The following is a 22188-nucleotide window of genomic DNA, read 5'->3' as shown; positions in this document are numbered from 1 at the left end:
GCGTACTCCTTGTAACAGAAGTTGAGGTTACGTTTTTTTGCAGACAGCCACCGGGGGCTTTGTGACACAAAGAGACCAAATAATTTTGACATTCAATCGACTCTTAAGCCGATATTATAAACTTATCAGTCTGTTTATTATGTCAAATCTCATAGACTTTAAAGTATTCCTATACTAAATTAGAAATTTTATTTACGTTGGTTTTAGTCTGAACTATTATTAAGATCTTTATTTTCATAAAGTTTCTGCAAACTTTCCTGTAAAGCTATAGTTAGCTTTTGCGAGCTTTTTCTTGATGAATTGCTCAGGTATTCGGCTACTGTTATCGGTGTCCCAATATCCACCTTGACTTCTGTTCCCCAACTGGGACAAGGCTTACTATAGCGAATCCCCACAGGTAATATTTTAACTCTTCTCTCTGATTTGTCTGTTTCTGCTTGCAAGGCAATTAAAGCAACTCCTCTCTTGAGGGGATGTATTTGGTAATCATGGAAAATTCCCCCTTCAGGAAAGATTACCAACATTTCCTGAGCTTGCTGCAATAATTTAATGCTGTGGCGAATACTATTAATTTGAGGTCGTTCTGTATTTACGGTAAATCCTCCCATACGACGAATAAACCAACCCTGCACTCCTTTAACCTCATTAGCAGAAACCATAAAGCGCAAATCTCTGCCGCTAACCAATCTTCCTAGGGCATAAGGAACAATAAAAGCATCCCAGCGAGAGCGATGTGTCGGTGCAATAATTACTGGTTCTTGTAGAGGAATATTTTCTTGTCCAGTGATTTGTATTTTGCCAAAGAAAAGAGGTAAAACAAAATAACATCCTAAAGGATAAAGTATTTTGGCTAGCCAGGGAGATATGCGAGAATTTAATTCATCCGAGTCCTCTGTATTAAAATCTGTTGAATTGTGCTGTGTTTTTGTCTGCGTCATTAAATGAACTAAAGTTTACTCCATTCTATTTACTACCTTAATTTTTCTTTATCTAAATGTCTGTTGAATACTGGACACTTACTGAGTTGTCATCTGTTGGATGGGATTTGGATCTTGGTCGAAAATTTTTGGTAATTTAGATCAATTACTTAATGAATATCTAAATCAAGTAGTGCAACCAGATTTATCAGCAGACTCTTTACTCAAAGCTACAGAATTATCCAAAAGCTTTGGAGGTATCAAAGCAGTAGACAATGCCCGAATAGAAGTTAATCGCGGGAGTATTACAGGATTGATTGGTCCCAATGGAGCTGGCAAAACAACTTTATTTAATTTGCTCTCTAATTTTATTCCGCCCGATCAGGGCAAGATCTTATTTGATCGACAGCCAATTCATAATTTACCGCCCCACAAAATTGCTACTCAGGGATTTATTCGTACGTTCCAGGTAGCCAGAGTGCTTTCTCGTCTGTCAGTTTTAGAAAATATGCTTTTGGCAACACCACATCAAACTGGAGAAAATTTTTTTAAGGTTTGGTTTCAGCAGTCAAAATTGAGAGCAGAGGAAAGAAAAAATAAGGAACGAGCCATGGATATTTTGGAGTCGGTAGGGTTAGCAGCTAAGGCTCAGGATTATGCTGGGGCATTATCAGGAGGACAAAGAAAGCTCTTGGAAATAGCTCGTACTTTGATGACTAATCCCAAATTGATCTTGTTGGATGAACCAGCAGCAGGAGTCAACCCTACTTTAATTAACCAAATCTGCGAACATATCGTTAACTGGAATCAACAGGGAATTTCTTTTTTGGTGATTGAACATAACATGGATGTAATTATGAGCTTGTGCGATCGCGTTTGGGTCATGGCAGAAGGAACAAACTTAGCAGAGGGGACACCAGAAGAAATTCAAAATAATAAATCAGTATTAGAAGCCTATTTAGGACAATAAATCAGTAATCAGTAATGACGATTATCTTAACTAACGATGATGGGATTGATGCGCCTGGAATTCGCGCCTTGCAACAGGCTGTAACTGGAGAAAGCATTATTGTTGCCCCTAATAAACAGTACTCCGGCTGCGGACACCAAGTTACTACTCATCAAGGAATCAAGCTAGAGCAAAAAACAACCAGCGAATATTCTTTAGATGGTACCCCTACAGATTGTACTCGCATGGCAATTACCCAGATTGCTAAAAATACGCAACTAGTTCTTTCAGGAATTAATGCGGGGGGAAATCTAGGTACGGATGTCTATATTTCTGGTACAGTCGCCGCAGTCAGAGAGGCTGCTATTCATGGTATTCCTGGAATTGCTATTTCTCATTGGATTAAACGACCATTAGTGATTGATTGGCAGCAAGCGACTCGTTGGACAAGTAGAGTATTACAGAATTTGTCAGCTCGTCCTTTACCTCATGGTAGCTTTTGGAATGTTAATTTACCTCATCTCGAACCCCATCAGCCTGAACCCAAAATTATTTTCTGTGAACCGAGTACCGATCCTTTACCAGTAGATTTCCGTGTCGAAGGAGATACCTATTATTATCAAGGTGAGTATGCTAAACGCGATCGCACTCCAGGGACAGATGTGGATATCTGTTTTGGAGGTAATATCTCTGTAACTTTAATTAGTTTATAAAGTTTATAAATTAGGTCATGGCGTGTTTAAGCAGAGCATCTTGAATACTGGGAGGCAATTGACGCATAATTTTGCCTTTCTCGCGATCAACTCCCACAAGAACTACTTTGCCGGTAACAAATAGTTCCTGCCCGTCATAGGACTGGATCTGATAATCCCAGTTGATACGGACTCCTTTAGTTTCTATCAAGCGGGTTTTAACTATAGCCGAGACTCCCAAGCGAATTGGTAGATGATAACGTAGGGATAAGTCAACTACGGGCAAATCACAACCTAAAGCAACTAAATCGGCAAACTCAATCCCAATGGAACGTAAATACTCAATTCTCGCTTCTTCCATCCAGGTTACATAAGTGCCATGCCAGACAATTCCTGCATAATCTGTGTGGTGTGGCTGAGCTTTGACTGGATACTCAAACCATCGCTGGGTTTGAGCTTGTAAGCCAGGCTCTGATTCAATAGCCGAGGTGGGTAATTTGGGTAACTGAGGAGGTTGTTTTGCTTGATCTGTCAATTTCTTTATATTCCTAATGATTTATCTACTAAGAATTAGTCACTTTAATTATTTTAAGCTCAATTGAATTTTGCACAGGTACTTATTTCAAAGAGGTTGCTTATCAGGAATACCGACTGCACGGGGGAATTTTTGAGGAGTTGCGGAAAGTTTGCGTAAATAAACACAGTTACGTACTCCTTTACTGACTGGGGTTTCCCAAGGATAAAGCAATTCGATTTCGCCACCTAACTGAGCTACTGCCGACTTCAAACTATCCGTATCTTCATCATTCCAATGACCTCGATAGAGAACAGCCATCCCTCCTACTTTGACAAAGGGAAGACTATATTCGGCACATACCGAAGCCTTACTAACTGCTCTAATTAAAGCCAGATCGTAAGTTTCACGATCGCCGGGAATTCTGCCTAAAGCTTCGGCGCGGGCAACAACTCCTGTGGCATTATTCAACTTGAGTTTGGTAATCAGACTATTAACAAAAGCAATTTTTTTACGGGTAGAATCTAGTAGTGTAATCTGCCAATTAGGAAAAGCGATCGTCAGAGGAATACCTGGAAAACCTGCCCCTGTACCAATATCAATCACTTGCAATTCTTGAGTCAAATAATTGTTATCCAAGCCAATTATCCCGGATAGTGAGTCCCACAAATGTTTTTCCCAAAAATCCTCTGGAGTAGTAATCCGAGTCAAATTTTGCTGACGATTGCCCGCTAAGATCTCTTGATAAACTTGTTGAAACAATTGCTCTTGAATGGTGTTGGGTTGCCAATGAAGAGTTTGTTGCCACATTTGGTTCATCTGAGGCAGCTTATTAGTTCTAATTTGACTCATAGGCTCATAGTTGATTATTTGTTCAAGGCAACTGGCTCAATAGGTTTTAACTCTCCTTGGTTAATTGTCCAACAGCGATCGGCTATTTCAATTAATTCACCAGGATCGTGAGTAACAACTAATAGCGTCCAATGCTGTTTTAATTTGGCTAATAATCTAGCTAGCTGAATTCGCATTGACCAATCTAATCCTGCGGTGGGTTCGTCTAACATTAATACATTAGGTTGACGAATTAGCTGCACTGCTAAAGCCAAGCGACGTTGCTGACCTCCGCTCAAATCATGAGGAGATACATTAAGTGATATCTGGTCTAATCCTACCTCGCTTAAGGCATCTTTCACCCTTTTGATGTCTAATTCTGGATGACCTAAACGTAATTCTTCTAGCACTGTGCCACCACAAAAATGCCGTTCAGGAAACTGAAATACCAATCCTGCTAACTGTTGTAATTCAATATCTGATAGTTGTTTGGTACGCCAATAAATCTGTCCTTTAGTGGGCTCTGCTAATCCCGCTAAAATTTCGAGGATAGTAGTTTTTCCTGAGCCACTCGCACCAACAATTAGACCTAGTTTCTGTGCTGGGAGTTCTAGGTTAATATTTTTAAGAATAGGTTGAGGGGTAGCAGGAGGATGATAAATTAAATTTTGCAGTCGGAGCATTATCTAGTATCTCGAAATTTAATATCCCAATTATACGATTTTTAATTTAGCTAAGTTTAGTTTGTTATTGACGATAATTAATAATAATATTATTTAAAATTTCTGGAACTAGATTTTTGATGATTACGTCGATATTTGTGAAGTTAACCAATAGTCATAATGAAGAGAAAAACTAATCTTACTGGTTTTAAAATTAAGTTAAAACAATTGGTTTGGGCTTTACCCTTGAGTATTACTATGACTATTGGCTTAAGCAATAGCGCGGCTCTGGGGAAAGATCCTTTTCGCTCCGAAAATCCCCGTGAAATTGGGAAGTATACGGAAGAAGCGTTTAAAACTGTATTTTTGGAAGGAGATTACAAAACAGTCAATGAAAAGCTAGCATTAGCCGAATCCGAAGAGGCAAATGAACCTTTAACTTATGCTTTACTTGCTTCTTTAGCCTATACTGAAAAAGACTGGGAAAGTATTAAAAAATATGCTGCCAAAACTTTAGAATCGGCACAGTTTTTAAGTGTGGAAGATCCAGTACGGGGTAATCTTTATTTGGCAGTAGGACATTTTTTAGATGGGGCTTATATTTACGAGAAACAAGGCGCTCTTGATGCTATTAATAAGTTACAATTGGTTTTTAAATACTTCGATGAAGCAGAGGCAAGCGATCCCAATGACCCGGAATTAAACTTAATCAAAGGCTATATAGATTTGTTATTAGCCGTAAATCTGCCTTTTTCTAGTCCCGAACAGGCGATCGCTCGTTTTGAGACTTACGCTGCTCCCAATTATTTAGTCGAGAGGGGTTTAGCTGTAGCTTATCGTGATTTGAAACAATATAATCAGGCTTTGCAATATGCCGAACAGGCTCTAAAAACTGCTCCTGAGAATCCAGAACATTATTATTTAAAAGGACAAATCCTCAGACAAATTGGTAAGAAAGAAAACGATATTAAAGTCCTAGAAGATGCCATCAAAAACTTTGAGCAAGCTCTGGAAAAATCTGCACAACTCCCTGATTTTGTTTTAGAAACCCTTGAAAGAGAGAATCGTTTAACCAAAGAAAAAATTGCTGAAATTGAATCGGAAACAGCGGCTAAAGGTTTTGTTAACTTTAAAAATTAAAATATTTAAAAATCATCAAGATTAATACTTTTTACTTCGTTAAAATCGATATTAACCAGTCCTATTTCTCTCGGCTAGCTTTTCTTGGATAGTTACCGTAATCAGAGTGATTGCAGTTAGAGGTAGGGCAAAAAAGAGCATAATAGTAGTATAAACTGGGAGGCTTTCGTGGTTAATTGCATCCAAAATTAGATAGCCATTGTATGCCAAATAGTAGAACAAAAATAGTAACCCTTCCCAACGCTCAATCCGTTTACCAGAATAAAAAATTGGCAGACAAGCAAAAGCCACAGCGATCGCCACAGGCGCATTAAACTGAATTACAGCTTCACTGACTTGAATTCCATTGGGTGACAATATTCCTGCCACACCTAATACTGTCAGAATATTAAAAATATTGCTGCCTAAAACATTCCCCACTGCGATATCTCTTTCACCGCGAAGACTGGCAATAACAGATGTTGCCAGTTCTGGTAAAGATGTGCCAATTGCCACAATAGTTAAACCAATTAATAATTCACTGACTCCTAGTGCTTGGGCAATAGCCACTGCTGACACGACTAGCCAACGAGACCCCAGAATAAGTAAACCTGACCCACCAAGAATAAAAACTATATTTTTTAACCATAAAGCTAGAGAACTTTGACCGGAAAAACTATATTCTTCAGAAAACTCGTCTTGTTCCACTCCCTGCTGACGACCTTGATAAATTAAAGAAATTGTATAGACTATACCGCCAATAAATAAAATTAGACCGTCTACTCTGCTTAGTTTGCCATCTAAGCTAAACATCAACAATAGCAATGAGACCCCAATCATAATGGGCACATCGGAGCGAATAATTTGTTTGGTGACGACTAGGGGGGCAACAAGTGACGACAAACCCAAAACTAATAAGATATTACAGATATTACTACCAATAGCATTGCCAATTGCAATATCACCCTGTCCAGAAAAGCTGGACATAATACCGACAGACATTTCTGGTGCACTGGTACCATAGGCGACAATAGTTAGTCCAATAATTAAGGGAGGAATTTGCAAAATCGCGGCCACGTTAGATGCACCCTTAACCAAAAATTCAGCACCCACCACTAGTAAGACTAGTCCTACTACTAAGGTAAAAAAAGTTATTGGGTTCATAAAGTCAGAAATGATAAGTTTAGTTTATTCAATCTTGCTCAGTATTGATTAGATTAATTGAAATCAGAATATACTTAACCAATAACTCATAACTTGTAACTATCTTGCTGGTACAAATTGAATCTCGAAATTGCGCTCATCTAGAATCTTCAAGGTTTTAAGACTAGAAATTATACTTCAGCACATAAACATAAGTTAATACATTCAAGCTACTCAGTTGAGGGAAACTTGGTTGCTATCTAGTAAATAGTAAATAGGCAAAATATTTTATCTATTATCCTTTAAATAATCCTTGAGGACGTACTAACAAAATAATTACCATAATTGCTAAAGCTACTCCCAGCTTATATTCTGGACCCAAAATGGGAACACTTAATTCTTGGGCAATGCCAATAATAAAAGCACCAACAATGGCTCCATAAGGATTGCCGATGCCGCCTAAAATTACCGCAGCAAACATGGGTAAAATGAGAAACCACCCCATATTGGGACGTACTACCGCAATCAAGCCATACATTCCACCAGCAAAGGCAGTTAACACTCCCGTAATTATCCAAGTCCAGAGGACAACCCGTTCGACATTAATTCCAGACACCCTAGCTAAATCAATATTGTCAGCAACAGCTCGCATTGCCTTACCGATTTTAGTATTTTGCAGAATCAAATGTAAAATAACTATAGCAGCGATTGCTAATCCGATGACTATGAGACGATAATAAGCAATACGCAGGTCGCCGAATTGTAATGCTGCGACTACAGGTAATTCATAAAGCTGATTACTACCGCCAAAGAGCAATAAAATACCATTACGGATAAATAAAGCTAGTCCAATAGAAATAATAATTAAAGTAGTATCATTGGCGCGGCGATCGCGCATCGGCTTCCAAAGTAAATATTCCGCAATTAGCATGGCAATAATTGTCCCCACTGCTCCCAAGCTCATTGCTAACCAGATATTTAAGCCACTAGTATTAGCCAGCCAAGTTAGATAGGCTCCCAGAGTCATAAAGTCTCCATGAGCAAAGTTAGAAAGATTGAGGATGCCGTAGGTAAGGGTTAAACCAATGGCAGCTAAAGCTAAAATACTACCGATGGCGATGCCATTAAAGATAAGTTGAGGATCGAAATCGAAATTTAATTGAGAGATTAATAACCACATTCTATTGTGAAGTAATTCCACTTTATTAAACAGTAAATAGAGCCAATATAACAGTAGTGGCAAGTAAACAACTGGCAATCTCAATTATCTATTAGTTACTGCTAGTTACTGCTCAATCTGGTGGTATTTTTCAACATCTAGCTGGAGCTAATTATTTGTTGATTAAGGGAATTAAGTTTTAGGTAGATGTTTTTCATAATGGGGACATTCATCACAAGGTCCGCTGGGGTTGATTGCGCAGCGGAGATAGGGAGAATGAGCGTTGTTAATACAGGTAGTATCTCCAATATAATATTTAGTTACTGGTCGACGATAACTGCCCAAAGAAGAATCATCTCGAACGCGATGGACAAAGCCACTGCCCAGTGAGCTTTCCCTGTATCGGTCGTTGTGCAAGAGGTCTCTCTGGTGCAAAGTAGTTAAAATTTGAGCGCGTCTTAACCTCATTTGCCAACGAGCTTTAGCTTGGCGAAAAATAAGTAAATAAACTAAAGAAGGCAAACTACTCAATAAGAGGATAAGAGCTAGCTTGATGACAAAATCAGACAAAAAGTTAGTCATATTTAGCTAGATAAAGAGGAATAGGTGAGGGGCTTATTATTAGCAATGTTAGCAATCTAGCACTTATTATCTCTGCAAAACCAGCTTTAAAATAATTAATTATTTTTCATGTTAGCTTCTGTCAATGCGGTACGAATATTAATTTGTTTTGCCTTTTGATGCTTTCTGCTCATCCTCAATTGCAGCTAAAGCAGCTTTAATTAGTTGAAAATAGGGGGGTTGAGTCACATTGACTTGTTTAGCTTCTTCTCTAGTTTTACCTAATAAGCCAAGGCGATCGCCCTGGTTAACGGCTAAGACATGACCGCGATCGTTTCTGATTCTCAGTTCTTGGAGAGATTGTTGCAGACTACAGACATAAATTCTGCCGCTATGGGTAAATACCGCTTTTTGACTCTTGGTATCGTTGTGAGGCATTCTTTTATTTAAGGAGGCAATATTACGATTGCCTTTTGCTGGAGTCAGACGGACTCCCACTAGTTCTAGTTCGATGCTAGTATTTCCCTGCCAATGATTTTCTTTTAATTTGTAAGCAATATCTAAATGTTCTGGCAAACGGAAATATTCTCCCCACCGCCAAGCCAGAGCTTTAATCTGACACTGGGAATTGTCATCCTGTAAAGTCAGTTTTAAATGGTTTTTGCCAATGATTTTTTGCTCAATTACCCGTACATTAGGTGTCCAAAAAACAGGTGTGCTATTGCCAATTCCCCAAGGTTGTAGACTTTCTAGTTGTTCATATAATTGGAAATTGATTTGTTTTAAACTTGCCTGAGCATCAATTTTAACTAGAGGTTTTAAATGTTCTACTTCGAGACATTGATAAGCAAACTCACTCAATCTTTGTTTTACTTGTGGCAAATTTTGAGCAGGAAAACTAAAGCCCCCTGCTGCCCGATGACCACCATATTTACCTAATAAATCGCGGCAATAGTTGAGGGCATCAAAGACATTAAATTCATCAATACTTCTAGCAGAGCCGCGAATTGTACTGGCTGAATGACCATCCTCTGATTCATAAGTCCCGATAAACACGGGAACACCATAACGCTCGACTAATCGTGATGCCACAATTCCAATTACTCCATGATGCCACCCCGCTGCTACCACTACTAAAACTCGCTCTTGTTGCCAAGGAATGGGAGTGGATTCCACCAGAGCGATCGCCTCTTGTTCAATTTGTTCACATAGTTGACGACGTTGTTGATTAATTTGCTCGCACTGCATTGCTCTTTCTAAAGCTATCCCTGGTTCATCAGTAGTCAATAATTCAATGACCATTTGTGGATCGCCAATGCGCCCTACGGCATTGATTCTGGGACCTAACCTAAAGCCAATATCGTCAGGCTTGAGTTGTTTTTGTGCTTCATCAATTCCTGCTACCTGCATCAAAGCTTGAATGCCTACTAATTGAGAATTAGGCAATGCCCGTAAACCCCTCTTGAGCCAACGACGATTTACTCCCACCAATGGAGCAAGATCGGCTATAGTACCTAGGGTAAATAGTTCCAAGATGGGATTGGTTAAACCTTTTAATTTTCCCAGACTTTTAGCTGTGGCGATCGCCAGAATATAGGCCACTCCAACTCCAGCAAGTCCCTTATAGGGAGAACTATCGGGTAATAACTTAGGATTAAGTATGGCATCTGCTGGAGGTAAATTTTCCGGTAAGTCGTGGTGATCGGTAATAATGACGCTCAAGCCTAATTCTACAGCTCTGGCAATGGGATCGTAAGCAGAAATACCGTTATCTACCGTAAGAATTAAACCTACTCCATTGGCGGCAAATTCTTCCACAATGCGCTTATTGATGCCATAGCCATCTTTCATGCGACTAGGGATGGCATAGTCTACCTTGGCTCCTAAATGCTTTAAGGCACGTAATAATAAAGCTGTACTCGTCATGCCGTCAGCATCATAATCGCCACAGATGGCAATCTGTTCAGAATCAGCGATCGCCTGCTTGAGTAACTCTACGCTATCTTCTAGGTCTGGAAACTCTTCTAGAGGAGAGGGTAATTCTTCGGTTTCTGGTTCAATGTAAATCTGGGCTAGATCTGAAGTAGCGATGCCACGATTAATCATGACCTGATTAACCAACGGTAAAAATCCAGTAGAGGCACTTAACTCCGATGCTGCTTGAGGTTGGGCGGTGGCAATTTGCCATCTTTGATTGGGAAAGCGTTTGCGTACAGGGCGATTACTCTCTAAGTGGGTTTGGCGATCGCTCATTATTGAATCTGATTTGCTTTACTTAACCTAAAAAGTCTAACCTAAGTTAGTTAAAAATCCTTGGGAAAGCAAATTTCGCCAGAAAAATAACGATCAATTGTAAAAATTGCCTTCCAATTCTGATTCGAACTCATTTGATAGAGATTCAGATTCGATTAGCTGCTGAATTTGCTGTTCCCAATCTCGACCAATTTGTACCGTAATATCAGAATTTAGCACTCCAGTACTTTCTACCAGAACTTCGCCTACACCTAAAACTGAACGTACTTCCTCGGCAGCGTCATCATCTCCAGACTGAGCAATTATTCTGGTGGTAGATAAAGGATCTTGCCAATTTTTGCTCGCCACAACTCTTCGATAACCAGCTTCTCTTAAGGCATCCAAAGCTGACTGCAGGACTTGTTGATCTCCTGTACTGTCTTGCACCGAAATTCTCAGACGAGGAGATTGAACCGAAGATTGACCTTCTAAAGTTGGAGATTGACTACTAGCGATCGCATACTGCTCTAGAGATTGAGGTCGATTAAAATGTTTGCTCATTAACTTATTAATGGCATCATAATTGGGGAGCCAATAGCTAATCGGTTCATCGCCACTATTAAAGTCACCTGGTAGCATTGTCATTTTGACCTGAGAACGGTCAATCTTAGAGGCAAAATTAGACAAAGCCATTAGTTCTCTCACAGTTAAATTAGTATCCAAGTGAGATTGAATCACCGAAAGTATCTTGGGAATTCTAACTACCGTAGCTGGTTTAAGAGTTTGTTCTACGGCAGACCGCATTAACATTTGTTGACGCTGTACTCTACCAATATCACCTAGGTTATCGTAGCGAAAACGTAGAAATTGCATGGCTTTATCACCATCAAGATGCTGAACTCCTTTCTTGAGATCGACATAAAGATGTTGACTAAAATCGTTATACTTCATGTCTTTCGGGACGTTTACCGTCACACCTCCCAAAGCATCAATGAGTTTTTCCACTCCTTGAACATTGACTCGAACATAGCGATCAATGTTAATGCCCCCCAATAACTCGCTAGTTGCAGCAGCAGTTAAGGCCGGACCACCATATTCATTGGCACGGTTGATTTTTTCGACTCCATACCCTTCAAGGTAAACACGGGTATCTCGAGGAATGGAAAGTACCGACAGTTTTTCTCTTTTAGGATCGAACCTTAAGAGCAACATACTGTCACTCAAGCCTTCAAAAGAGTTTACTAAGTGATGATAACCAACATCCTGTTTTTTATATTCAATTCCCCTGCGTTCGAGATCGGAGCTAATTACTTTGATGCCTAAAACTAGAATATTTACGGGGCGGGATAATTCTGGTAAATTCAAATTTTTAGCAGTGACAGTGTCTTCTTTATTGAAGACTTTTTGTTCTTCAGTACTTAATTCTGCTTGCTGTAAAGGTGAAGCATTGGACAGAGCTACGGCCAAGAATGCTCCTACACCTGCTGACATCAGAGAAACAGTCGCTAAAGCCAGTCCCACTAGAATTGCTCTTCCTTTATTCAATTTCTTCCTGTGATTATTGCTGCGATAGGTGACGCTAGAGTTAACTTTGATGGTCGGTTGTCTACCCGAAGGATTCGATTGATAAGCTTTTCTCAGTGACACTGGATACCCTCACGCTAAATAAATATAAATTATCTTTCTTAAACAAATATTTAAGATATTTATATACAAAAATGTAATTCGATCAATATTAACAGTTATTTGCTAGAAAAAATACTTAGATGAAAATTACTCAAAAGCACATTATTAACTAAGTACTAACTCACAAGGTTTGATTGATAGCTTATTTTAGTTATTCATACTCAAAATTCGCTTTTCAATTTTAGCTTTTCGATTTTAGCTTCTCCATTAGAGTAATGGCAGTTAGAGTAAATGACGAACAAAAATTATAGATGTTCAACTATTTATCGTTCTATCGTGTTGCTCAGTCTTTATCTGCTGGAAATAGATTTCTTTTGTGCAAATTAAACATTAAAACTGTACAGGTGACAAAATATCCTGTAGTTAAGATGGCATTAGTATAAAGTAAACGGAAAGCGATTATCCCAGAAGTGTTTGCTGCTCCCAGAGAAAGTAAGCAATAGGAACTTAACCAAACCAAAATTAGCGTTACGGACCAGCGACTTACTTTTTGCCGTTCATAATTAGCTTGGTTACTAAGTTGTGTTAAGTGCCTTTTTTCTGAGTCAGTCTTTCTAGTTTCTCTATCTTTCTGAGATAGATAGAGAGTCCAGATTGCCGGAATTACCCCAACAATTGGTAGTAAATAAATCCAGAGCATAAGATATTTCTCTGTTTGATTTGAGTAATTATATTGATTGTGCATAATCATTTTATTGGTTAAGTTATAAATTAAGAACTGATGACAAAATCAATTAAAGAGAAGATTTCAGCTATTGTCTTAGCTGGGGGCAAAAGTTCTCGCATGGGACAAGATAAAGCCTTACTAACTATAGGTAAAAATACGTTACTAGCGCGAACTAGTCTTATTGCCCGTGATTGTGCAGATCGTGTTTATGTAGTTACACCTTGGACTGGAAAATATCAGACTATTTTGCCCCCAGGATGTCAACTAGTTAAAGAACAGCTAGTCTTAGATGCCCAGTCTAATACGCCTTTGATCGGATTTACTCAGGGATTACAATTAGTTGAGACCGAGTGGGTATTATTACTTGCTTGCGATCTACCTCGATTATCCTCGTCTCAAGTAAAACAGTGGTCATTAGCTTTGGCAACAGTATTACCCACAGAAATAGCCTTGTTACCCCGTCAGACTAAAGGTTGGGAGCCTTTATGTGGTTTTTACCGTCGAGACTGTTTACCCCTACTAGAAGCATATCTAGCTCAAGGGGGACAATCTTTTCAATCTTGGTTAGCGAACTATTCTGTCCGAGAATTGTCAGTAAACGATCGCAGTTGTCTATTTAACTGCAACACCCCCGAAGACTGGGAAGTAATAAAAATTCAAAACATGAAAGATGAAGAAGGAAGTAACTAATAATTTTCTATTGCCCTCTTTCGTTTAAGGCTTGGTTAATAATTTCGGTTTTTAGCTGTTTGAGTTGCTGTCGATCAAATCCTCTACTTCTTAAGTTTTGATATCAGCTTGAGGTTATTTATTTAAATAACCATGGTGAATTGATTTTGTTTGAGCGGAAACGTCAGTCGAGACAGTCGAACTTGCCAAACTTAAAATAGTCGATAGAATCAGGAGTAATATTTTTTTCTCATGGGACAACTATTTAATTAAATATTTCTATATTTACCACTGTTATCCACATGAATTATGAACGCAATATATTTATTTTTCTCTTTAATACCTTTAATAATAAAGTGGTCAAATCTCGTTCCCAATCTAGAAGACATACTAGACCTAAGTTTCAGCTAAAATTTTTGGGACAGTATATACTATTTTTTCTTGCTTCATGGAAGCAGCTAGACTGGATTTTACTCTTATTAGTAATCGGGTTGACAACTTTTGGCGGTTTTACCATCTACAGCACCGAATTGGCTGAAAGGCACAGCTATAGTTATCAACATTGGACAATTGGTGTACTGGGTCTAATAATAGTACTCATCATATCTCGTTGGCGTTATCAGTCATTGTTGCGATGGCATTGGCTTATTTATGCTTTAACTAATCTTTCTTTAATTGCCGTAACTTTTACAGGAGTATCAGCCAAAGGAGCGCAGCGATGGATTACGGTAGCCGGGTTTAATATTCAGCCTTCAGAGTTCGCTAAAATCGGCATAGTAATTACTTTGGCAGCACTGCTACACAATCAAGATGGGGCTAATTTGAAGACAGTGGTTAGAACCCTAGTAATTACAATTGTTCCCTGGATGTTGGTGTTTTTGCAGCCAGATTTAGGTACTTCGTTAGTGTTTGGGGTGATAGTTATAACGATGCTTTATTGGGCAAATGCGAAAGCTGGCTGGTTGGTTTTGATGATTTCGCCCTTATTTTCCGCTATCTTGTATCATTTATATCTTCCTGGTTGGCTTTTTTGGGTTTTACTTATAGCTGGGATTGCCTGGCTTACTTTGCCTGTCAAGATAGTTTCTACTCTAAGTGCGATCGCACTCAACCTGGGTGCAGTAGAATTGGGCAACTTTTTTTGGGGACTGCTTAAGGATTATCAAAAAGCACGGTTAATTATGTTTCTCGACCCCGAACAAGATCCTTTAGGCGGTGGATATCATCTTATTCAATCGCGAATAGCGATCGGTGCCGGCAAACTTTGGGGACAAGGATGGCATCAGGGAACACAAACTCAACTTAATTTTATTCCAGAGCAGCATACTGATTTTATTTTTTCTGCTGTGGGAGAAGAGTTTGGTTTCATTGGCAGTATTTTACTGTTGGCAGTATTTTGGTTGATATGTATGCGCTTAATTTGGGTTGCTTCTACGGCTAAAGATAACTTTGGCTCATTGTTGGCGATCGGAATTTTAGCAATTATTGCTTTTCAAACCATAATTAATATTAGTATGACTATTGGGCTAGCACCAATTACTGGCATTCCTTTACCTTGGATGAGTTACGGACGCTCTTCGTTACTATCTTGTTTTATTGGGATTGGTTTAGTAGAGTCGGTAGCTAATCACCGAGAAAACAAGAAAAGAAAATCATATTAAAAGAAAAATTTCTTTTTTACCAATTATTACTAATTTCATGATTTAGCCTAATTAAAATGTCACCAACCAATTCTTTAAATTGCCGTTTGTGACGAATGCGCTGCGACATACTACTCAAGGTCGACATTTAGTAGATTGGGAAAGAAAGGTAGGATATTAATATGAAGAGTTTAAATAACCTCTGAATGGATATCCCAGTCAAAAACTTAGACCATGTAGATATAGTAGCGGGAATTCTTGACCAGATAGGATTAGTTGAAGAAATAGATAAATAAAAAATAAAACAACATTCCTAATAAATAGACTCGTTGCGAATTAAGCTTAAAAAATGCTTCAAACCCTTATCAATCAAAGCATCCAACGGTTTTTGACCACCAATATCTTTAAGCCTTATCTGGTAAGCTTTTCAGCAGTTTTAAACTTTATTTCACAACAAGTCTAATAATTAGCACAGGTCAAGTAGTAAAAGCCATGATTCTTACTGGATTGGGCTTTGTTAGCGCACCTCTGTACCTGTTCGGAGAATTCTTTATCGGCAAAGCAACCGTACATTTTCTGGGAGAAATGATTAAACCAGAACATTTGAACGATGACCGAATCGGAAGAGCTTTGGATAGTTTATCAAATCAAGGACTAATCACTCTAGAATCGGGAAAAAATGAGAAACAAGAGCATAGATATAGCAAGAGCCGCATTGATGTTTTATATCGTTACCATTATACATGGTGTATTTTGGCTAGACATTATACCGCACTCATATGGTTCACTATTGCTCTTCGAAATGCCTTTAATTTTTGTTATTTCAGGTTATGCCTACGGACTATTTGAAAAAAAATCGGGATTCGTTTTGAATACTAAGAATTACATTTTATTTGTGATTAGCAGAAGCTCTAGAATCCTAATACCATACTTGACTTATGCTACATTTTGCTTGTTTATAGTTGTGCTGCAAGATATTAAAGAATCTTCGGCTGATATAACGGCAATCATTCTAGCCTGGCTCACTCCCCCCTTTGGAGAAGGGTATTCATTTGGAATGTTAAATATGCATTTATGGTTCATTGGACCCTTTTTGAAGGTCACATTTCTTCTCCCGATTGTAACGAAATTCTATCCCTTAAAGACACCTCTATGGCTTACGAGTATGGGATTATGCATTATTATCTCAACCATGTCACTAATTCCAGAAACCGCAAGTGGATTGATTACAACAATTTTTTATTTATTTTGGGCTTATTTGGGTTATATTTTGACAAATCATCTCAAAATCAAACGTAGTCAATGTATAGTATTGGGTATATCAGGGATTTTTGTACTCGTATTAAGTAAATTTTTTTTGCCAGTTACACTAAATATGCAATCAAACAAATTCCCACCAAATTGGTTGTTTTTTGTATTTAGCTTTATTTGGCTGTCATTATTCCTACTTGTTTTTTCTTATCTAAATCCTAAAAAAATTGAATTTTTAGCTTCTTCTACTTGGTTTAAACCCTTTATTGTAAATGGCTATTCAATCTATTTATGGCAGGGGGTAGGATATACGACTGTGTATATAATTAGTTCAAAAATCAACCTGTCAATATATTTTTTGTGGTTCTTAGCAATAGTAATAACTGTATTATTAGGAATATTTTTTGGTCCCTTGGAAAGGATTAGATTGAAGCTAAATTAGAAAGCGGGGTACTACGGATATGTAATTATGGAAATTACGAGATCGCATTGAAAAATTTATCCAATGCAATCTCATGAGTCTAACCATAAGACTCAATTTTTTCTTTGCCATTGGGCAAAGTTGGTACAAATTTTCTTAATCCTAAATATTGTTGAAAAATATGCCAAAGATAAAGAGGATTAAGAATGGTATATCGTTGCCATAGTCTCTTAGGTTCTTGAACAAAGCGAAATACCCACTCTAACCCTAGATCTTGCATCCATTTTGGTGCTTGAGGTAAAGTCCCAGCATGGAAGTCGAAAGCCGCACCAACGGCTAAAATAGGTATGTTGAGCAAATCGCGATACTCATAAGCCCATGTTTCTTGTCTGGGACAACCTAAACCTAGAAAGACTGCATTAGCACCTGAAGCTTTAATACGCTTCACTAATTGCGATCGCTCTTGCTCTGAGAGCTTTCTAAACTTAGAAGCTTCCATCCCAGCAATCTTTAGCTCAGGGTAAGATTGTGCTAAGTTACGAGCAAATTTTTCGAGGGTTTCTGTCGTACTGCCATAAAGATAAATACTTAAACCCTCTTTAGTCAGAGATTCGGCTACTTTAAGAGTCAGATTAGGACCATACACACGATCTGGCAGACGTTTTTTGTATAACCAAGACAATGCCCAACGTACGGGTTGCCCATCAGGAACTACCAAGTCTAAACCATTCAAGCGCCTGGCATGAACTGAGTCGAAAAATCCAGTCATCACACCGTGTACTGCTAAGGCACTCACAGAGCAGGCTCTTTTACTTCTGGCGGCATCGGTAATTTTTGATACTGCAAAATCATAATCTACCGCATTGATATTAATTCCTAAAATAGAATATTTTCCTTGGTTAATCATTTCTCACTCCACCTTGTGACACCACTTTCGTAAATCTCAGACAATATCTGTTGGATGTTGTATTTGAGTGACCAATCTGGATAATGAGATTTGAACTTAGTGAGATCACTGATATACCAAATATGATCTCCACTGCGATTATCGTCTGTGTAAGAGTAATCCAGCTTTCTACCTGAGAGTTCTTGTGCTATTTCGATCGCTTCTAGCATGGAACAGTTACTCTCTCGTCCACCACCAATGTTGTACACTTCGGCGATACGGGGATTTTTGTAAAACTCGTAAAAAGCAGCAATCAAATCTGAAGAATGAATGTTATCGCGGACTTGCTTTCCTTTGTAGCCATAAATCGTATATGGTTTGCCAGTGGCTGTACATTTGACAAGATAGGCAAGAAAACCGTGAAGCTCAGTTCCAGAGTGATTTGGACCGGTCAGGCAACCACCTCTAAACGAGCCAGTTCTGATGCCAAAATAGCGTCCATACTCTTGAACTAAGACATCAGCAGCAACTTTAGAAGCACCAAAAAGGGAGTGTTTACACTGGTCGATACTCATATCCTCGGCTATTCCACCGTAGTATTGGTGGCTAGAATCTATTTCCCAGCGTTTCTCTAACTCAATTAAAGGCAGAAAATTTGGTAAGTCACCATATACCTTATTTGTAGATGTAAAAATAAACACTGCATCGGGACAATACTCACGAGTTGCTTGTAAAAGATTGAGTGTCCCGTTAGCATTAACAGTAAAGTCAGAAAAAGGATCGCTAGCCGCCCAATCATGAGAAGGTTGAGCAGCAGTATGAATTATTAAGGAAATATCCTTGCCGTAATGCTGAAAAATATCCTTAATTTTCTCGTAGTCTCTTATATCTACTTCGCGGTGTTGATAATTATCAACTTCTTTTTCTAATCTTTGGCGATTCCACTTGGTTGAGGCTTCCTCTCCAAAAAAAAACTTCCGCATATCGTTGTCAATACCAACAACTTCCATACCTAGGCTACTGAAAAACCTCACTGCTTCCGAGCCAATCAAACCAGCCGAACCAGTGATAATTGCTATACCCATACTTGACTTTCTTCTAACTTTTTATCTAATGTGTTTCCAAGATTAATTGCACGAATTCAGCCTAAAAATTCTCAGTTGAGAACATTTTAGTTAAATTTCTCTGTATTTTTTACTAAGTATATTCACTACATAATGGATGACATATTACTATGAAACTCGTCAAGATGTCGATAGTCAATCAATGAACTTCATGATAAAAATATCAATAATCAGAAAAATATAAAGATGATATAATCTCTAAGTTTGAAGTTACCAGCTCGTCACTTTAGAAAAGAGATAAGTCCAACTAAGTCCTGATCTCTTTTGCCCGTGATTGTTCTAGAAATAGACTTTTGGAAACCTTTGTGTTTATACTATCTTGCGATCTGCTCTATCGTAGAAAAGTCTTTTTAGCACAACTATTGAGAATGCTTTTTCTCTTCTTATCTCGTTAAAATGGCTTAAAAAATCATCTTTCTCTCCAATTGATGACATATTTTAATTATTTACTCGTTAAATATAAATTGTTCTACATTAAGGGAAGAGGTACATTTCGAAAATTTATTTATTGTCCAGATTTTGGACGAGTAAGATAAACTAGAATATTTTTTTATATTACACAGACATTTAGTTAAAATTTTATTATTATGCTTATTGGAATATTTGAAGTTAGTGAACCTAACCATTACTCAGCAGTTAACGGTCTTATCAAAACTTATGCTAGCGATCCCAATAACGAAATCATTGTTTATACCTTACCTTCAATTGAAAAGGCTTTGAATGAAAACGGGTTGCCGAAAAACGCCAGTTTAATAGTTCTAGAAGAAGGTCAGTCGTTAAAAAAACTACTCAATGAGGCCGAAAATGTAGCTTTTGATCGTATACATATTTGTACTATTTTTGATAACTATCTTGAGTTCGCTCAGTTCAAACCGCAAACTAAAGACGTTTTTTTTCACGTACATCAGGTTGAAGAATGGTATAACGACGATTTTAAAAGAGCTATCAACACGTTAATTCCTAGTCTGAAAAACAAGGATCAAAATCGTCAGTACTCACGCATCATTGCCCGTGCATTTGTTGATTATCTGATCTATCGACCCATGAGGAAGAAAATGTTAGCAAAGTTTGATCAAAACTATAATCTAAAGCTCATAGTTCATAGTGAAGGGCAAAAAGAAGCATTAGAAGAGTATTCCTGTAAATCGCCGATAACAGTATTTCCTTTTGCTATTTACGAAGGAATGGAAGATACTTCTCAATCAAACCAGGTTTTGAGAATTTGTATACCAGGGGTGATCACCCAGGCTAAACGCGATTACTTGGGATTTTTTCAAGCCTTGCAACAAAATTCTGAGGTCTTACGCGATCGCATAGATGTTTATTTACTAGGCTATGTTACCGAGCGTGAGCAAAAGGAAATGGGGGCTGCAATATCGAGTCTAATCGATTCAGGTTATCAAGTTATTTATCATGATTCATTTGTCTACGGTGAAGAATTTGACAAGGCGATCGCCAATTGCGATTTATTGCTCAATAATCAATTTATTAGCAAGAATAGCACTGAAGTTTATGGCAAAACCAAAGAGTCCGGCATGATCTTTAATATGTTGAGAGCAGCTAAACCAGGATTATTACCTCGAGAATATAATGTTTCTTCGGAATTTCAGGAATGTACATTATTTTTTGAGGATTATCCCCATCTAATTAAACTTATTCAACAAGTTTTAGACGAACCTCAGCTACTAAAACAATTAAAAGCATCTGCCCAAGAGTTATCCCTTCGTTATTCGCCGACAAGCCTGTATCCAAGATTAGTATAAGTTTAAGTTTTAGTTGTCTATTTTTATAACCTACTCCAGCAGAATTCGGTATTGGCTCTCTTACTTTTTAGAGTCTACAAGTTCAACAAGTTGCGCGATTTCTTGCTGGACTAGGGAATTCCATCGGCTACGACATGAAGCCAAATCTAATGTTTTCGGTGTTAACGATCTAATAGCCTTGACAATTGATTCAGAAGAATTTTCCACTAATACTGCCCACTCACCGAATAGTTTCTCAGTCAGAGATGTTTTGCTAATAATTAATTGTGTATTAGAAGATAAAGCTTCGCAGGCACCGCTGGGCTGGGTAGCCTCACTAGTTGTTAATACAAGAGATGCCAGACTAGAGCATAATACCTGATGATACTCTTCTGTTGCTAAAAAACCAGTGAGTTGAACATTGTCTAATTCTTTGAGAACTGTAGCTGTTTCAGGAGCAAGTTTGTTGATGTCAGCAGTCACAATAAAATTGTACTCTGCTAACTCTTTCATAATCTCAATTAATAAATCCACAGGTTCATCCCAGGGATCGAAGGAAGCAATAACTAAAATCTGTTTTTCTGAACGTTTCTGTAATTTAATCGGTTCAATAAACTCAATGGGATCAGAAATGGTAAACAATGGAACTGAGGGATAAATATTTTTAACCGACTGAAACATTTCTGTATTATGTACAATTATTGCCTGAGCATTTTGAAGTAGGGTTTTGCTCAAAGGCAAACTTTGCCACATTTTTACCTGAAACAGAGGATTATGAGCATCAATTACATAGGGAGTTTTCGTTAACCAAGGAGGCAAAGCACTAAAGGTAGGTGGACACTGAGCAACTACAAAATCAGGCTTTATTTGCCTAATATCTTTGATACTAACTACCAATTTAATTAGATAATCTAACGGTCGCAGATATTTACTTCTAAATAGATGAGGAATAAATTTTAGTTGACAATTAATTAGAGAAGCGAGAACTTCTGGTCGTCGTTGATAGTTTTTCCAGACTAAAAATAAACCAGAGGATTTCTTGGCTTGTGTATTGTTAAGCATTCTTCAATATATTGAGTTGAAATTGTCAGTTACTCTAAGCGTTAAAAATGAGATAGTAAAATTGACCTTACAAGCATGCGATTGCAAGCCATCTTGTCTTGAACTTGTAATTTTACGGATAGCTAATTTTCAGGTTTTTAATATTTGTATGTTACCATTTTTATTAGTGATTTAATAAGTTCAAAATACTGAAGCTTTAACTTTAATTATTAGGCTAAATATAAGTTTAATATTAGTTTGACAATCAAGATGATTAAGCAA

General features: G+C 37.9%; 21 protein-coding genes and 1 pseudogene. 9 read left to right on the top strand and 13 right to left on the bottom strand.

The features are described 5' to 3' along the window. Nucleotides 1-203: 203 nt before the first annotated feature. On the bottom strand, nucleotides 204-938 hold the full coding sequence (locus tag PLEUR7319_RS0131865; RefSeq protein WP_019509304.1) for a 1-acyl-sn-glycerol-3-phosphate acyltransferase: 735 nt from the start codon (nucleotides 936-938) through the stop codon (nucleotides 204-206). Nucleotides 939-1038: 100 nt separating this feature from the next. Between PLEUR7319_RS0131865 and PLEUR7319_RS0131860 the strand changes: the two genes are divergently transcribed. Next, nucleotides 1039-1887 carry an ABC transporter ATP-binding protein gene (locus PLEUR7319_RS0131860; RefSeq protein ID WP_019509303.1) on the top strand — a complete coding sequence of 283 codons (849 nt, stop codon included), beginning with the start codon at nucleotides 1039-1041 and terminating at the stop codon, nucleotides 1885-1887. 14 nt (nucleotides 1888-1901) lie between these two features. Then, on the top strand, nucleotides 1902-2579 hold the full coding sequence (surE, locus tag PLEUR7319_RS0131855) for a 5'/3'-nucleotidase SurE (RefSeq protein ID WP_019509302.1): 678 nt from the start codon (nucleotides 1902-1904) through the stop codon (nucleotides 2577-2579). 10 nt (nucleotides 2580-2589) lie between these two features. On the opposite strand, the gene PLEUR7319_RS0131850 is transcribed toward surE, so the two are convergent. The 3 genes from PLEUR7319_RS0131850 to PLEUR7319_RS0131840 form a co-directional block, all read right to left on the bottom strand. Next, on the bottom strand, nucleotides 2590-3093 hold the full coding sequence (locus tag PLEUR7319_RS0131850; RefSeq protein WP_019509301.1) for a thioesterase family protein: 504 nt from the start codon (nucleotides 3091-3093) through the stop codon (nucleotides 2590-2592). Nucleotides 3094-3180: 87 nt separating this feature from the next. After that, nucleotides 3181-3924 (bottom strand): 16S rRNA (guanine(527)-N(7))-methyltransferase RsmG, encoded by a 744-nt coding sequence (gene rsmG, locus PLEUR7319_RS0131845; RefSeq protein ID WP_019509300.1) that lies wholly within the window; start codon nucleotides 3922-3924, stop codon nucleotides 3181-3183. A gap of 14 nt (nucleotides 3925-3938) precedes the next feature. Beyond that, entirely contained in the window at nucleotides 3939-4586 is a 648-nt protein-coding gene (locus PLEUR7319_RS0131840; RefSeq protein ID WP_019509299.1) for an ABC transporter ATP-binding protein, read from the bottom strand. Between the two features lie 159 nt (nucleotides 4587-4745). On the opposite strand from PLEUR7319_RS0131840, the gene PLEUR7319_RS0131835 reads away from it, so the two are divergent. After that, nucleotides 4746-5705 carry a Sll0314/Alr1548 family TPR repeat-containing protein gene (locus tag PLEUR7319_RS0131835; RefSeq protein WP_019509298.1) on the top strand — a complete coding sequence of 320 codons (960 nt, stop codon included), beginning with the start codon at nucleotides 4746-4748 and terminating at the stop codon, nucleotides 5703-5705. A 51-nt stretch (nucleotides 5706-5756) separates the two neighbouring features. Here PLEUR7319_RS0131835 and PLEUR7319_RS0131830 read toward each other — a convergent pair whose 3' ends face one another. The 6 genes from PLEUR7319_RS0131830 to PLEUR7319_RS37390 form a co-directional block, all read right to left on the bottom strand. Continuing rightward, nucleotides 5757-6848: a calcium/sodium antiporter gene (locus tag PLEUR7319_RS0131830; protein ID WP_019509297.1), complete on the bottom strand. Its 1092-nt coding sequence runs from the start codon at nucleotides 6846-6848 to the stop codon at nucleotides 5757-5759. A gap of 274 nt (nucleotides 6849-7122) precedes the next feature. After that, complete coding sequence (locus tag PLEUR7319_RS0131825) at nucleotides 7123-8007, bottom strand: branched-chain amino acid ABC transporter permease (RefSeq protein WP_019509296.1); 885 nt, start codon at nucleotides 8005-8007, stop codon at nucleotides 7123-7125. 171 nt (nucleotides 8008-8178) lie between these two features. Beyond that, a complete protein-coding gene (locus tag PLEUR7319_RS0131820) occupies nucleotides 8179-8568 on the bottom strand; it encodes a DUF6464 family protein (protein WP_019509295.1) in 390 nt (129 codons plus the stop codon). A 138-nt stretch (nucleotides 8569-8706) separates the two neighbouring features. Next, entirely contained in the window at nucleotides 8707-10800 is a 2094-nt protein-coding gene (gene recJ, locus PLEUR7319_RS0131815) for a single-stranded-DNA-specific exonuclease RecJ (protein WP_019509294.1), read from the bottom strand. Between the two features lie 93 nt (nucleotides 10801-10893). Further along, nucleotides 10894-12426, bottom strand: a complete 1533-nt coding sequence (locus tag PLEUR7319_RS0131810; protein ID WP_026102913.1) for an LCP family protein — start codon at nucleotides 12424-12426, stop codon at nucleotides 10894-10896. Between the two features lie 322 nt (nucleotides 12427-12748). Further along, nucleotides 12749-13105 (bottom strand): hypothetical protein, encoded by a 357-nt coding sequence (locus PLEUR7319_RS37390; RefSeq protein WP_202804271.1) that lies wholly within the window; start codon nucleotides 13103-13105, stop codon nucleotides 12749-12751. 81 nt (nucleotides 13106-13186) lie between these two features. On the opposite strand from PLEUR7319_RS37390, the gene PLEUR7319_RS0131800 reads away from it, so the two are divergent. The 5 genes and pseudogenes from PLEUR7319_RS0131800 to PLEUR7319_RS37380 all read left to right on the top strand — a co-directional run bounded on the left by PLEUR7319_RS0131800 (nucleotide 13187) and on the right by PLEUR7319_RS37380 (nucleotide 17134). After that, the gene (locus PLEUR7319_RS0131800) at nucleotides 13187-13822 is read left to right on the top strand and encodes a molybdenum cofactor guanylyltransferase (RefSeq protein ID WP_019509291.1); all 636 of its coding nucleotides are present in this window, start codon (nucleotides 13187-13189) and stop codon (nucleotides 13820-13822) included. 281 nt (nucleotides 13823-14103) lie between these two features. Next, a complete protein-coding gene (gene rodA / locus PLEUR7319_RS0131795) occupies nucleotides 14104-15462 on the top strand; it encodes a rod shape-determining protein RodA (RefSeq protein ID WP_019509290.1) in 1359 nt (452 codons plus the stop codon). 185 nt (nucleotides 15463-15647) lie between these two features. Continuing rightward, nucleotides 15648-15737 carry a DUF4277 domain-containing protein gene (locus PLEUR7319_RS43000; RefSeq protein ID WP_237743651.1) on the top strand — a complete coding sequence of 30 codons (90 nt, stop codon included), beginning with the start codon at nucleotides 15648-15650 and terminating at the stop codon, nucleotides 15735-15737. Between the two features lie 166 nt (nucleotides 15738-15903). Beyond that, a pseudogene (locus PLEUR7319_RS39785) lies at nucleotides 15904-16095 on the top strand (DUF4277 domain-containing protein); the annotation flags it as partial. A 25-nt stretch (nucleotides 16096-16120) separates the two neighbouring features. After that, entirely contained in the window at nucleotides 16121-17134 is a 1014-nt protein-coding gene (locus tag PLEUR7319_RS37380) for an acyltransferase family protein (RefSeq protein ID WP_019509289.1), read from the top strand. Between the two features lie 79 nt (nucleotides 17135-17213). Here PLEUR7319_RS37380 and PLEUR7319_RS0131785 read toward each other — a convergent pair whose 3' ends face one another. Next, entirely contained in the window at nucleotides 17214-18020 is an 807-nt protein-coding gene (locus PLEUR7319_RS0131785) for a WecB/TagA/CpsF family glycosyltransferase (protein WP_019509288.1), read from the bottom strand. Beyond that, nucleotides 18017-19084, bottom strand: a complete 1068-nt coding sequence (locus PLEUR7319_RS0131780) for an NAD-dependent epimerase/dehydratase family protein (protein ID WP_019509287.1) — start codon at nucleotides 19082-19084, stop codon at nucleotides 18017-18019. Before PLEUR7319_RS0131780 ends, PLEUR7319_RS0131785 begins: the two co-directional genes overlap by 4 nt. 626 nt (nucleotides 19085-19710) lie before the next feature. Between PLEUR7319_RS0131780 and PLEUR7319_RS0131775 the strand changes: the two genes are divergently transcribed. Further along, the gene (locus PLEUR7319_RS0131775; RefSeq protein ID WP_019509286.1) at nucleotides 19711-20886 is read left to right on the top strand and encodes a hypothetical protein; all 1176 of its coding nucleotides are present in this window, start codon (nucleotides 19711-19713) and stop codon (nucleotides 20884-20886) included. 60 nt (nucleotides 20887-20946) lie between these two features. On the opposite strand, the gene PLEUR7319_RS0131770 is transcribed toward PLEUR7319_RS0131775, so the two are convergent. Beyond that, complete coding sequence (locus PLEUR7319_RS0131770; RefSeq protein WP_019509285.1) at nucleotides 20947-21927, bottom strand: glycosyltransferase; 981 nt, start codon at nucleotides 21925-21927, stop codon at nucleotides 20947-20949. Nucleotides 21928-22188 lie beyond the last annotated feature (261 nt).

The organism is Pleurocapsa sp. PCC 7319, from assembly GCF_000332195.1.
GTDB lineage: Bacteria > Cyanobacteriota > Cyanobacteriia > Cyanobacteriales > Xenococcaceae > Waterburya.
This window is presented reverse-complemented; position numbering and strand designations above follow the sequence as displayed.